Origin of the sequence: uncultured Aquimarina sp. (genome assembly GCF_947495315.1) — a bacterium.
Taxonomy (GTDB): Bacteria; Bacteroidota; Bacteroidia; order Flavobacteriales; family Flavobacteriaceae; genus Aquimarina.
Genome location: NZ_CANLYD010000004.1, coordinates 218,699 through 232,449 on the forward strand (window position 1 = coordinate 218,699; position 13,751 = coordinate 232,449).

The window sequence follows — 13,751 nt, forward strand, 5'->3', positions numbered from 1 at the left end:
ATAGTTTAAATGTAGTGGCTTTGTTAACCGAAAACTATGATAATTGTCAGCTAGCATCGGGTATAACCAGAAATGGAACAGATGGATGAAATCCAATTTTTTTGATGATGGGTTCGCGCGTTATGTTTTCCATTAAGCTGTGTCGATAGTTTACCATTACTAATAAATCAATATCTAATTCATCAATAAAATCATTAATTAACCTTGCTTTTTGCCCTTCTTTTGATATCCAATGAATACTATGCGTAAAATCGGATAAATGATTTTTTAGAGAAGTGTAGTTATGTTCCTGTATTTCATCTAACTTTTCTTCTTCGTGGATATGGAAGATTCTTATACTAGAACCAAATAAAGAAGCAATATCGATTAATGGCTTTAATTCTTCGGCTATATAAAATCGTCTGAAATCTGTTGGGAAAGCAATTTCCATAGGTTTTTGGAAATCATACTCATCTGGTACTACTAAAACAGGACAATTATGGATTTTTTGAACGACTTTAACTGTATTACTACCCATAAAAAGCGTAGAAGCGCCAGTTGCTCCTTTTGTGCCCATAACTACCAGATCAATATTCTTCTTTTTGATGGTTTTGTTAATTGTTTCTGTCAAATCTTTAGAAACAGAGATCGTTTCAAAAGTATGGTTAAGATCATCGGTATCTCTAATAATTGAGTGAAATGTTTGTGTTAATCCATCTTTAGACTTGGCACTCAGTTTTTGATATAGCAAATCTCCTTTGCTTGTATCAATTCTGCCGGTTAATACAGGAGTATGAACTTCGAAAGTATTTAAAATGTAAAATTGGCATTCGTGATCTTGAAATAATCGTGTAGCATAAAAAAGAGCACCGTATGCATTATTTGAAAAATCTGTGGGAACAAGTATTCTTTTCATGGTTTTTAAGTTTTATAAATTATATCATAAAACTATTTCCAAAAATTCAGGAATACTATGACAATTCTCATATCCATAAGTAACTTGTAGGATAGTGTAAGCTTGTCTATTAAATAATATCCATTTTTTTAAATATGATCTGAAGGAATAACCAAGAAAGGAATTTTAGTATTGAATGTGATTTTCTTGATGACAGCCTCTCTTGTTAAACGCTCAATAAAACTATGTTCATATTTGATCATTGTTAACAAATCTATTTCCAATTCTTCTATGAATGCCTGTATTCCCTTTTCTATGGTTGAAAATTCGGGCATTACATGGAAATCGAATCTTACTTTTTTAAAAAAGTTTTCCAGCGTTGCGGAGTTATAATGTTGTTTGGGACTTAATTTTGGTCCATCATAGACATGGATCATTCTCACTGTAGCATCATTGTTTTTTGCCAGATCTATGATGGGGTTAATTTCGGATTTATGGTATATTCGTTCAAAATCTGTTGCGAAAGCGATATTTTTAATTCTTTCGAAATAAGCATCTTCAGGAATAATAAGAATTGGACAATGAAAATTATTTTCTAATACCTTCTTTACGCTACTTCCCAGAAAAATCTGTTTTGATCCTGTAGTTCCTTTAGAACTCATTACAATTAGATCAAATTGATTCTTTTCTGTCATTTGCTGCAAAATCTTTGTCAAAATACCAGGTTTTGAAACGGTTTTGATAGTATGATGTTCTGCAGGCTGAGAATTCTTGATATCCTCCAAAGTCATTTTTAATCCTTCTTCTGATTCTATCTTAATAGATTCGTAAAAATATCCCACTCTTTGTGAGCTTAATGTAGTAACTAATCGCACAGAATTAAGATCATATGTATTAAGTATATTAAATTCGCAGGGGATATCACGATATAAATCAATTGCATATACAATTGCATTCCAGGCTCTATCGGAAAAATCTGTTGTTACCAATATTTTTTTCATTTTTTAAATAGTATTTATAGAGGTTGGGACTATGCCGATTATTGTTAGACAGCTAAACCTTCGTCCTCTTTTTCTTTTCTTTTTTCATCAGCTCGATCTTCTTTAGAATCTGATCCTATTCGTTTTTCTGATGGAATTACTAAAAATGGAATGTTGGTATGATATGCTACTTGGTTTATTACCGGTTTGAATAACAAATTTTCAAAAAATGAGTGTTTATTATGAACCATAACCAGCAAGTTTATGATATTCATTTTTTGAAAATCTTCTACCGCTTCAATTACATCCATACCATCTGCAATGTGAAAAACATGAGCGTTTTTCTCAAAATAAGTATCCATAAAATCTTTTATCTCTTTTTGATTTTGATCTAGCGGAATGCCATAATACGCATTTAGCATATGAAGCCTCGATGTATGTTTGGTACAAATGTCTTTGATTAAGGGTAGATACTTATTAGTAGTACTAAGATTATAATCAGTTGGAAATAATATCTCTTTAGGTTCTTCATATTCAAAGTCAGAAGGAATCGCTAAAACCGGACATTTTACCTTTTTTATAGTATACATAGTATGTGTTCCGATAAAAATTTCTTTGGCTCCGGTAGCTCCTTTTGTACCCATTACTATGAGATCGATATCATAGCGATCCACTGTATCCTTGATCTCATTAATCAACATATTGAAAGCTGAAATCCTTTCAAAACTATGTTTTGGATTATTAAACTCTTTTTTTATTTTTTCTTCAGTTCTTTCGATATCTCTTTTTGAATTCATCATCGCGATATCTTCCATTCCATAAGGCATTGGATTCTCTATAAGATATCCTACATTATAGGACACAGGTGTAAACGTATGAAGGAGATAAAATGTACATTCTTCATTCTTAAAAAATTGCATTGCATACCGTATAGCATTAAATGCATTGTCAGAAAAATCGGTGGGTAATAAGATCCGTTTCATAATTACATTATTTTAATTTCGTTGTAAGTTTTGCATCGTTAGAAATGGTATTTTAATGTGTAATCCAATCTTATCAATTGTCGATTGATATAGTACACATTCCAGGTATGAATGCCTGGAATTTATCATCACTAACATGTTGATATCATTTTTTTCAATATATCGGTTGATAGCAGCGGTAATATCCGTTTCATCAATAGTATGAAAAGATAACTCTGCATCAGGTAAACACTCTTTTAAAAAGGCTTTGTTGTCTTCCTGCCGTAGCGACAGTTTTTTATATTTAGAAATATGTAAAAAATTAATAGAAGATCTAAAGCTTTTAGTCAATGTACTCAATAGCTTTAATTCTCGTCTTTTGTATGGCAACATATAATCAGTAGGAAAAAGAATGTTTTTTGGTTGGTGATATGTACAATCTTCAGGTATTGCTAATACAGGACTTTTTACGTATTTAAGCACTTGCAAGGTATTACTCCCAAAGGTAATTTTACGATCATCTGTTTCACCTCTGGTAGCCATAATTAGTATATCAATATTTTCCTGATCCACCAGATCATTCGCTTCATCTACGAGTGTTCCAAAAACCGATAAAGTTTTGTATTCGTGTCTCGGGTTTGGAGAAACCTTCTGCAGTACTGATAGTGTTTTGGTTAGCTCTTCATCAGACTTCTCACGAACCTCTTTTTTATATTCTTCCATCATTTTACGAGAGGCTGTATTATGGTCATATACTTCGTCAGCATAGGCGTGAAAGATCAAAAATTCACTCTTTTCATATTTAAATAGCTCTACCGCATAGCGAATTGCATTCATCGCATTTTCTGAAAAATCTGTGGGAATCAATATTTTTCTCATTATCCAGCTATTATTAAGTGTTTGCTCAAAACTAGATAACTACAAGCTTGGAAACTATGATTTTTGTCAGCTAACTAATTATGTTTTGGCTAACCATTAAGAGTGTTTCTTAAAGATTTTTTTTAAATTTTAAGAAAAATAAGACATGAGAATTTCAGGAATGATAATGATTGTTATTACCTCACTATTATTGTTATTAATTACCATCATGGTAACAATGAATATTGAGTTTGGTTGGGTGTTTTATCTTACTTGTTTTGGTCAGATAATGGTGGTACTCATGGTATATGCGGTTCTTACTGATACGTATACTACGGATAAAACTTTTGATGATTTTTATGAGGATCGACCAATAGCTAAAGATCGCGATTGATTCATGGCTATGTCTGTGAATATTATTTTTTATTGTATGTCTTCTAGTTTAGAACGTTTTTTAACCGTTTTAGAAAAAGCAGAGCTCATGCCTAATTCAGGTATTACCAATAGAGGTATTTGGGTATGGAAAGCAACGGTTTTTATTACAGGTTCTCTTGTAAGTTTATCTACAAAACTATGAGAGTAGTTTAGCATTGCCAGTAGGTAAATATCAAGTTCTTCTGTAAAAACCTTAAGTGATTTTGAAACGGAATCACTTTTAGTTAAGGTATGTTGATAATACTTTATGTCTTTAAAATATTTTTGTAACATTCCTAAGTTAAATTTCTGCTCTTCGGTTAAGGAGCCTTCTTCTTGTTGTACATAAACAATTCTGATAGCTGCGTTAAAGGATTTTGCGAGATCCAATAGTGGTCTCAACTCCTCTTTACTATAAAAATGTGTAAAATCGGTTGCAAATGTGATTTCAGAAGGCATGGAGGTAAAAGTAAAACCATCTGGGACTGCTAAAACAGGACATTTTTTTATAGTATTAATGATACGCACTGTATTACTACCCATAAATACTTCTTTTGTTCCCGTTGCGCCTTTGGTTCCCATAATGATGAGATCAATTTTTTTGGATTTTACGACTTCTTCTGTTACATCTGTTAGGGATCCTAAAGCTGCGATGATTTCGAATTTATGATTTTGATTAGGATTCGTATGGGTTATGGTCTTTTTTAGATGTTCCAGATTGGTTACTGCATTCGCTTTTACAGTGTTTTCAATACTACGCTCAGATGGTATATCAGAAAGATGTACAGATTCATAAATGATCTTACTATATACATTTAAAAGGTAAAAAGTACAGGCTTCTTCTTTAAAAAGCTCCGTAGCATAATCAATAGCATTCCAGGAGTTATCTGAAAAATCTGTAGGTAATAAAATCTTTTTCATCATCAGTAGTATTATGGTGATATGCCAAAACTAAATCGTCATTAGAGGTAAAACTATGATTTTTATCATATTATATGCTTGAGGTCTTTTTCATTTTTGTAGTAAATAAAATGAGTATGATAGAATCCACGTGTTATCACTGTGGGAATGATTGTGAAACTTTAGCAATCACTTTTGATCAAAAAACATTCTGTTGCAATGGGTGTAAAACTGTATATGATATTTTTTCGAGTAATGATTTATCCGGTTATTATGACTTACAATCTGCTCCTGGTGCCATTCCTAAAGAAATTGAAAGAAAATACGATTATCTCGATACTCCTGCTATTGCTGAAAAACTAATCGAATTTAGTGATGATACTACTGAGATTATTACATTATACATTCCTCATATACATTGTAGTTCATGTATTTGGATATTAGAAAATTTACATAAGCTCGAATCTTCAATTACAAATTCTCAAGTTGACTTCCCGAAGAAAACGATTCGAATTACTTTTAATAATGAAAAAATAGTACTCAAAGAAGTAGTGATGCTACTTAATTCAATTGGTTATGAACCTTATATAAGTCTAGATGATTATTCTGAAGGAGAAAAGTATATTAACAGGAGTTTGATTTACAAATTGGGGATTGCTGGATTTGCCTTTGGCAACGTAATGTTCTTGTCATTTCCTGAGTATTTTGAGGTGTCAGAATACTGGTTGGAACAATATAAGTACTTGTTTCGCTGGCTGATGTTTGTATTTTCATTGCCGGTTGTGTTATATGCTGCGCAGGATTATTTTATTTCCGCATTTAAAGGGGTAAGATCCAAAATATTAAACATAGATGTGCCTATTGCTCTTGGAATTACAGTGCTTTTTCTTAGAAGTACAGCCGAGATCATATTTGATTGGGGGACCGGTTTTTTTGATAGCCTTACGGGATTGGTGTTTTTCCTATTATTAGGTAAATTTTTTCAACAGAAAACCTATTCTTTTTTATCTTTTGAAAGAGATTATAAATCCTATTTCCCGATTGCGGTAACTCGATTAGTTTTTGACAAAAAAGATAAAAAAAATAAAGAAGAGAGCATTCAGGTGTATGATATTGAAGAAGGGAATACACTGCTGATACGCAATGGAGAATTAATACCTGTAGATGCCATATTAATTTCAGGAGAGGCAAGAATCGATTATAGTTTTGTAACTGGAGAAAGCGAGTCAGTTACTAAAATATCCGGTGACAAACTCTTTGCAGGAGGCAAGCAATTATATGGAGCTATAGAAATTGAAGCTATAAAAACCGTAGAACAAAGTTACCTTACTCGTTTATGGAGTAATGATGTGTTTAACAAAGATAAGTCTGCATCTTTTACTAATCTTACAGATACTATTAGTAAATATTTCACGATCATTATTTTAAGCATAGCAGTCATCGCCACTACTTTTTGGTTGTTTGTGGATGCGGGGAAAGCAATTAATGTTTTTACTGCTGTGTTAATTATAGCGTGTCCTTGTGCATTGGCATTGGCTAGACCTTTTGCTCTGGGAAATATGCTCCGAATTTTCGGAAAAAATAAATTCTATCTTAAAAATGCAGATGTTATCGAACAGTTAGCTCAGACGGATAGTATAATTTTTGATAAAACCGGAACCATAACGACCAATACTACAAGTAAAATAGAATACGAAGGGATGGAACTAACTCCGGAAGAGGAGTCCTTGCTCAAAAATACATTGAGAGCATCCAATCATCCATTGAGCAGAGGGTTGTATGACATTTTAGAAGATCAGGAGATATATACACTTGATGAATATCAGGAGCATGTGGGAAAAGGAATTGAAGCCAAGTTGGCAGAAAGTACTATAAAAATAGGTTCTTCAAATTTTGTAGGAAATAACGAACTTTCAGCAATACAAAACACGAATGTTCATATAAGTACAAACGATGAATACAAAGGGCGATATGTTTTTCATAATCAATATAGAAAGAATGTAAAGAACGTTTTTGATACTTTAACCAAAGCCTATAAATTATCAATTCTATCTGGTGATAATGAAGGAGAAAAACAGCATTTGGAACAATTACTTCCAGAAGGCACTTCTTTGCTATTTAACCAAAAACCAGATGACAAACTGAATTATATAAAATCATTGCAGGAGTCAACACAAAAAGTAATTATGGTTGGTGACGGACTGAATGATGCCGGTGCTTTGGCTCAAAGCAATGTAGGGATAGCTGTTTCCGAAAACGTAAATGTATTTTCTCCTGCTTGTGATGCAATTTTGGATGCTTCTCAATTTGACAGAATTCCTAAGTATCTTAAGATTTCCAAAAAGGCAATCAAGATTATCAAATCAAGTTTTGTCTTGTCATTCTTGTACAATACTATAGGTTTATATTATGCCGTTACAGGACAATTATCTCCAATTATTGCAGCTATATTGATGCCATTAAGTTCTATTTCTGTAGTTGTCTATGTTACAATATTAACCAATTGGAATGGAAGAAAAATAAAACTTCAAAAATCATGAATATAGCTAATGATCATAACCCGATAGAATATTTTCAGAAATGGTTTCATGAAGTGGATAAGGCACATCCAGAAGATGAAGCAAATGCCATGTTGTTGTCAAATAAGGGTTTAGATGGCTTTCCTAAAAGCAGGATCGTATTACTGAAACGTTTTACTTGGGAAGGTTTTATATTCTTTACGAATTATAACAGTGAGAAAGGAAAAGCAATTGCTAAAGATAACAACGTTTCCGTTTTGTTTAATTGGATAAAATCAAAACGAGAAGTCCTTATTTCTGGCAAGGCAGAAAAACTTCCAGAAAATTTATCAGAAGGATATTTCGAGTCTCGACCTGAAAGAAGTAAATTAAGTGCCTGGGTTTCTAATCAAAGTGAAGTGATTACTTCCCGAAAAATATTAGAGGATCGTTTGAAAGCATATGAAGTTCAATTTCAAAATAAAACAATTCCTAAACCAGCATATTGGGGAGGATATATTATCAAACCTTCTCAGATAGAATTTATTGAGCACGATCCATTAGTAGGATTTAAACGTATTACCAAGTATATGTTGAGACCGGATTATAGTTGGTCTAAAAATATCAAGTACTGCCAGGATTGATTATTTTCTATAAATATCCAACGGATGGATTTAAAAATTAATCATGTTAGATTGTTTTACAGTTTTGATAATTAATAGAAGTGAAGGATGTATATAATAAAACGAATAGTACAAAATAATATTTTGGCTATTTCTATTGGGATTGTCTATTTATGGTTTGGGGTTCTGAAATTTTTTCCTCACATCAGTCCAGCAGAGGATTTGGCAATAGATACAATACATCAGTTAACTTTTGGTCTAATTTCCTCTAAGATTTCCATTATTATGCTCGCCATTATGGAGGTGACAATAGGAATACTCTTACTCACAAATGCTTTTAGGCGGAATGTTATCATTCTCGCTTTGATCCATATGGCTTTTACCTTTACGCCTTTATTTTTATTTCTGGAAAAGTCATTTAGCAACACACCATTTGTTCCCACATTATTGGGACAATATATAGCTAAGAATATAATTATAGTAGGTGCATTAGTAACCTTACTCAATGAAAAAAAGAAAATAAAAATCTAAAGCTAGCCTCTCTTAAGTAAGTGATAATATTCTTTAAAATGCTTCTCAGAAAAGTTACATAGTTAAGTTTTAGCGATCTTCGGTAAGCCCATTTTTAACTTGGCATGTTCTTAGTCCAAACAATCTGTATAATGGACACCACCCTATGAATCCGGTAATTACCAGGACTCCTGATAGCGATAATAAAACGATGCCTAAAGTTCCTGCTATGTAATTATTGTAGAATAAGTATGCTAATACTACACCGATAATGATTCTGATTGCCGAATCGATTTTTCCTAAGTTTTTTTTCATGAGTACCTGTATTAAGTATTAATAATCTACTTCTAACAAAATTCTAAAAGAAATAGAAAGTAAAAGCTGATAAATGTCATTTTTTACAATCTGTAATAAGCTAACCTTTGTAGTGTAAAACCAACAGATAGGTATAACCACTAAAACCTAAAACTTAAAAATTCGCATTATGAAAGATATCACTAAAATTATTGTTCCTTTCGATACTTCCACCACTACAGAAAGAGCTTTGGACTATGCTATAAATTTTGCTGGAGATGATCAATCAATTGAGATATTGCTAACTCATATTAGTGATGTATCTGAAGATATTTCGATCTATAATATATTGGATGAAAGAATTGCTCAAATTAAAAAAGACAACCCATATTTTAGAGGTACGCTTAATTCAGTAATAAAATCTGGAGACTTAGTTGAAAACATTCTAGAAGCACAAAAAGAGTTTCAAGCTGATTTAGTGATTATGGGTACAAAAGGAGCTGAAGATGAATCAGCTGCGACCAATACTTCTAGACTAACATTAGAAGCAGATTTTCCTGTAATTGCTATTCCTGAAAACACAAAAGAATTCGGAGTTAAAAAAATAGCGTTAATATTAGGTCAGAAGGAGATAGAGGATGCAGCGGTTCTAGGAACTTTACTAGATGTAGCAAGACGTTTCCAAGCTCAAGTTCACGTGTTAACAATCTGTAATGAAGACGGTTGTTATGGATATACTCCAGCAGATGAAAAGAATGAAAATGCAATAGAATACTATCTGGAAAACTTCTACTCTCATCATACATTTCAGGAGAACACAGACATTGAGAAAGGAGTTTTTGAATATATCAAGGATAAAGAAATTGATCTATTAGCTATTTTACCAAGAAACCACGCTAAAAAGAATGGACCTTCAGAAGGAAGACTTACTAAATTATTGACACTTCATACAGAAATTCCTCTTTTGACAATTGATTAAAATTCAGAAAGAAGCATTTATTAAAGGCCTTTATGAAAAAGGTTTTTAGTCACTGAATAGTCAACTTCAAAAGAAGGCGCAAGATGTATATAATGTTAATCATTTTTGTGATAACAATTGGGTTATTTATTTGGGGTAAATATCCGCCAGATGTAGTAGCCTTGTTATCGATGTTAAGTTTATACTTAACAGGTATTTTAGATGTTACAGAAACCTTTAGTGGTTTTAGTAATACAACGGTAATTATGATCGCCGCACTATTCATAATAGGTGAAGGGTTATCACAAACTGGATGGACTGCGTTAGCGGGTAATAAGTTCATACAATGGGCGGGTAAAAGTGTTCCAAAATTATTAGTTATTGTGACTTTGGGATCAGGAGTGCTTTCAGGATTTGTAAGCAATACTGGTACGGTGGCAACACTACTTCCAGTAACAATTTCTGCCGCTTGGAATATAGGAACATTACCTTCAAAATTGTTAATGCCAGTGGCATTTGGATCCAATACGGGTGGTCTGCTCACATTGACCGGTACACCACCAAATATTATAGCAAGTAATGCTTTGATAGAACAAGGATTTACCGGTTTTTCGTTCTTTGAATTTGGTTTAATTGGGTTGCCACTATTGATCATAGCGATCATTTATTTTCGATACTTCGGATATAAATTATTACCTAGTTACAAAACCCGAAACAAACCTGTAAATATTGACTCAGAACTACACAAGTGGATTGAAGCGTATCGCGTAGATCAGAATTACTTCAGATTACGTGTGCGCTCTATTTCACCTTTGTTAGGAACTAAAATAAAGGATTGGGAGTTTGAAAAAAAGTACAATGTTTCTATGATTCGTTTAAAACGAAGACATCCAAATTTATTTCAAAAGAATCCACCATTTATCGAATTTCCTGATGAGGATACAGTGTTTAAGTATCACGATATCATTACTGTAAAAGGTGAAACCGAAGCGATTAATAAAATAATGATTGAATTCAGGTTAGGGTTGTGGAGATTAGATCCAATTGAAGAAGAATTAAAAAACAATTTGATCAATCAAGAAGTAGGTATGGCAGAGGTGATAGTAACTCCTAAGTCTCTGTTTGTAGGAAGAAACATCAAGATTGGAGACTATTTCGAGAGATTTAAGATTCAGTTATTAGGTGCTTCTAGAAATAATGAGCCTTTAGAAGATCAAGAAATTAAGGTGAAAGCAGGTGATGCATTTTTAATTAGAGGTTCTTGGGAAAATATAGGCGATTTAAAGGAAATGTACGAGAACTTGGTCATTTGTGGAAGCCCTGAAGGAATGGCAAAAAATGTAGAAAATCTTACGCCTAAATCATTCATTGCTTTGGGAACATTGATCCTAATGATTGTGCTACTGGTATTTAAGATTGTTCCTGGAGCAATAGCTGCCCTAATTTGTGCCGGGATTACATTGATCACTGGATGTGTTCCTATTAACAAAGCTTACAAAGGAATCAGCTGGACCAGTGTCATCATGATTGCGGCTATGATACCTATGGGTATTGCGCTACAGAAAACAGGAGCGGCTCAATTGGCAGCTGATGGTTTGGTGAAATATCTGGGAGCTATTCACCCTATAGCATTGTTAGGAGGTGTATTTCTACTGACAACAGCCTTTAGCCAAACAATTAATAATTCGGCAACCGCAGTATTAATGGCGCCTATAGCGATACTAGCTGCTACCAATTTGGGGATTTCCCCAAAGCCAATAATGATTACGGTAGCTATAAGTGCATCTACAGCATTTCTTACACCTGTGGGAACTACAACCAATGCGATGGTAATGTCGGCAGGAGGTTATAAGTTTCTTGATTATGTAAGAGTAGGAGCACCGCTGTTGTTATTGTTTTTTATAATAACCCTTTTATTAGTGCCAGTCATATGGCCTTTTTAACCCGGTTTATGCATTAGAACTTCGTTATGAAGGTTGAAAATGCAATAAAAACTGATATTTTCTAAGTTTTAGCATAGCAGTTTATCCTGAGCATGTCGAAGGACTCTGGTGAAACTTAAAAATATAGTGAAGAGATAGTTTTTGAAGCAGTTTCAAGCTGTAATACCTGCCCGCCTCTATATCAAAGGTAGGCAGGCGGGGATTTTCTAATGTATAAAACGGGTATAACCAACATAGTATTAGTATTAAAATTTAAATTATTTAGAAAATGGAAAATGTATTAAACGCAAAAATTAATCTAGAGAAATATGGATTAAAAGACACTACTGTCCATTACAACCTTTCTCCAGAAAAACTACAAGAAATTACCATCGAAAAAGGAATGGGAAAAGAAACTTCTAACGGTACACTGGCTATTAATACTGGCAAGTTTACAGGAAGATCTCCAAAAGATAGATTTTTAGTAAAAGATGACTACACTAAAGATAAGGTTTGGTGGGGCAAAACTAATAAACCTATTGATCCGGATAAGTTTGATTTGTTACAAGATGAGATTATTAACTACATGTCAGGGAAAGAGCTATACGTGAGAGATGCTTATGTATGCGCGGATCCGGAATATAAAATGAACGTACGTACGATCACAGAATATCCTTGGTCTAATATGTTTATTTATAATATGTTCTTGCGTTGTGAGGAATCTGAACTAGAAAACTTTCAGGAAGAATGGCTTGTACTATGCGCTCCGGGATATGAGGCAAAAGATCCCGTAGCTTATGGAATTAGACAAGGAAATTTCTCTATTCTTAACTTCACCAAAAAGATCGCCTTAGTAGGAGGTTCTGCATATACAGGAGAGATGAAAAAAGGAATTTTCTCTGCATTAAATATGATTCTTCCTACAGAAAAGAATGTATTACCAATGCACTGTTCTGCGAATGTAGGAGAAATGGGAGATACTGCTATTTTCTTTGGACTATCAGGAACAGGAAAAACAACTTTGTCTGCTGATCCGGATCGTAAACTCATCGGTGATGATGAACATGGATGGACTGCAGAAAATACGATCTTTAATTTTGAAGGAGGTTGTTATGCAAAAGCGATTGATCTTACAGAAGATAAAGAACCAGATATTTATAGAGCGATTAAACCTGGTGCGATATTAGAAAATGTTGTTTTCAAGGAAAACGGAGAAGTTGATTTTGAGGATAGTTCTATCACTCAGAATACTCGTGTAAGTTATCCGATCTATCATATTGATAATATACAAGAACCATCATATGCTAAGAATCCTAAGAATATTTTCTTCCTTACCTGTGATGCGTTTGGGGTATTACCTCCAGTATCAAAACTAACGCCCGGACAGGCAGCATATCATTTTATATCTGGTTATACTGCGAAGGTAGCAGGTACAGAAGCAGGAATTACAGAACCTGTACCATCATTCTCTGCTTGTTTTGGAGAACCTTTTATGCCATTGCATCCAACGGTTTATGCAGAAATGTTGAGTAAAAAAATGGAAGAAGCAAATGTAAATGTTTGGTTGATCAACACTGGATGGAGTGGAGGTCCTTACGGAGTTGGATCTCGTATACGATTAAGACATACAAGAGCTATGATCTCAGCGATTCTGGAAGGAAAATTAAACAAAGTGAATTTCGAACAACATCCAATTTTTGGACTATTTATGCCGGAATATTGCCCAGGTGTACCTACAGAAATTTTGGACCCAATGAATACTTGGTCTCAAAAAGGAGGTTATATCAGTAAAGCAATCCAATTAGCACATTCTTTCCATCTTAATTTTGAAAAGTTTGCAAGTCAAGCTTCTCAACAAATTATCGAAGGAGGACCACTAATTGATGAGCACCATCACTTAAGTGAGCACATTTAAAATAGAACATTCGTTAACAATTAGATACTAATTTTCTAAATAC

At 33.4% G+C, this 13,751-nt stretch carries 13 protein-coding genes; 7 read left to right on the plus strand and 6 right to left on the minus strand.

Annotated elements, in window-relative coordinates; genetic code table 11:
• Positions 1-46: 46 nt before the first annotated feature.
• From Q0910_RS09090 to Q0910_RS09105, 4 genes are all read right to left on the minus strand, one after another.
• Positions 47-895: a universal stress protein gene (locus tag Q0910_RS09090; protein WP_299215176.1), complete on the minus strand. Its 849-nt coding sequence runs from the start codon at positions 893-895 to the stop codon at positions 47-49.
• A gap of 128 nt (positions 896-1,023) precedes the next feature.
• Positions 1,024-1,875, minus strand: a complete 852-nt coding sequence (locus Q0910_RS09095; RefSeq protein ID WP_299215178.1) for a universal stress protein — start codon at positions 1,873-1,875, stop codon at positions 1,024-1,026.
• 44 nt (positions 1,876-1,919) lie between these two features.
• Entirely contained in the window at positions 1,920-2,837 is a 918-nt protein-coding gene (locus tag Q0910_RS09100; RefSeq protein ID WP_299215180.1) for a universal stress protein, read from the minus strand.
• Between the two features lie 12 nt (positions 2,838-2,849).
• The gene (locus tag Q0910_RS09105; protein WP_299215184.1) at positions 2,850-3,695 is read right to left on the minus strand and encodes a universal stress protein; all 846 of its coding nucleotides are present in this window, start codon (positions 3,693-3,695) and stop codon (positions 2,850-2,852) included.
• A gap of 145 nt (positions 3,696-3,840) precedes the next feature.
• Between Q0910_RS09105 and Q0910_RS09110 the strand changes: the two genes are divergently transcribed.
• The gene (locus tag Q0910_RS09110; RefSeq protein ID WP_299215187.1) at positions 3,841-4,068 is read left to right on the plus strand and encodes a hypothetical protein; all 228 of its coding nucleotides are present in this window, start codon (positions 3,841-3,843) and stop codon (positions 4,066-4,068) included.
• A 29-nt stretch (positions 4,069-4,097) separates the two neighbouring features.
• On the opposite strand, the gene Q0910_RS09115 is transcribed toward Q0910_RS09110, so the two are convergent.
• Positions 4,098-5,009: a universal stress protein gene (locus Q0910_RS09115; RefSeq protein WP_299215190.1), complete on the minus strand. Its 912-nt coding sequence runs from the start codon at positions 5,007-5,009 to the stop codon at positions 4,098-4,100.
• Positions 5,010-5,125: 116 nt separating this feature from the next.
• On the opposite strand from Q0910_RS09115, the gene Q0910_RS09120 reads away from it, so the two are divergent.
• The 3 genes from Q0910_RS09120 (at position 5,126) to Q0910_RS09130 (ending at position 8,640) form a co-directional block, all read left to right on the plus strand.
• The gene (locus tag Q0910_RS09120) at positions 5,126-7,528 is read left to right on the plus strand and encodes a heavy metal translocating P-type ATPase metal-binding domain-containing protein (RefSeq protein ID WP_299215193.1); all 2,403 of its coding nucleotides are present in this window, start codon (positions 5,126-5,128) and stop codon (positions 7,526-7,528) included.
• Entirely contained in the window at positions 7,525-8,130 is a 606-nt protein-coding gene (pdxH, locus tag Q0910_RS09125) for a pyridoxamine 5'-phosphate oxidase (RefSeq protein ID WP_299215196.1), read from the plus strand. The genes Q0910_RS09120 and pdxH overlap by 4 nt, the downstream gene beginning before the upstream one ends.
• Positions 8,131-8,217: 87 nt before the next feature.
• Positions 8,218-8,640, plus strand: a complete 423-nt coding sequence (locus Q0910_RS09130; protein WP_299215198.1) for a doxx family protein — start codon at positions 8,218-8,220, stop codon at positions 8,638-8,640.
• Between the two features lie 69 nt (positions 8,641-8,709).
• Here Q0910_RS09130 and Q0910_RS09135 read toward each other — a convergent pair whose 3' ends face one another.
• Positions 8,710-8,934 carry a DUF2892 domain-containing protein gene (locus Q0910_RS09135; RefSeq protein WP_299215202.1) on the minus strand — a complete coding sequence of 75 codons (225 nt, stop codon included), beginning with the start codon at positions 8,932-8,934 and terminating at the stop codon, positions 8,710-8,712.
• 169 nt (positions 8,935-9,103) lie between these two features.
• Between Q0910_RS09135 and Q0910_RS09140 the strand changes: the two genes are divergently transcribed.
• The 3 genes from Q0910_RS09140 (at position 9,104) to pckA (ending at position 13,708) form a co-directional block, all read left to right on the plus strand.
• Positions 9,104-9,892: a universal stress protein gene (locus Q0910_RS09140; protein ID WP_299215205.1), complete on the plus strand. Its 789-nt coding sequence runs from the start codon at positions 9,104-9,106 to the stop codon at positions 9,890-9,892.
• A gap of 83 nt (positions 9,893-9,975) precedes the next feature.
• Entirely contained in the window at positions 9,976-11,814 is a 1,839-nt protein-coding gene (locus Q0910_RS09145; RefSeq protein ID WP_299215208.1) for an SLC13 family permease, read from the plus strand.
• A gap of 268 nt (positions 11,815-12,082) precedes the next feature.
• Positions 12,083-13,708 carry a phosphoenolpyruvate carboxykinase (ATP) gene (gene pckA / locus Q0910_RS09150; RefSeq protein WP_299215210.1) on the plus strand — a complete coding sequence of 542 codons (1,626 nt, stop codon included), beginning with the start codon at positions 12,083-12,085 and terminating at the stop codon, positions 13,706-13,708.
• The last annotated feature ends 43 nt before the right edge of the window (positions 13,709-13,751 follow it).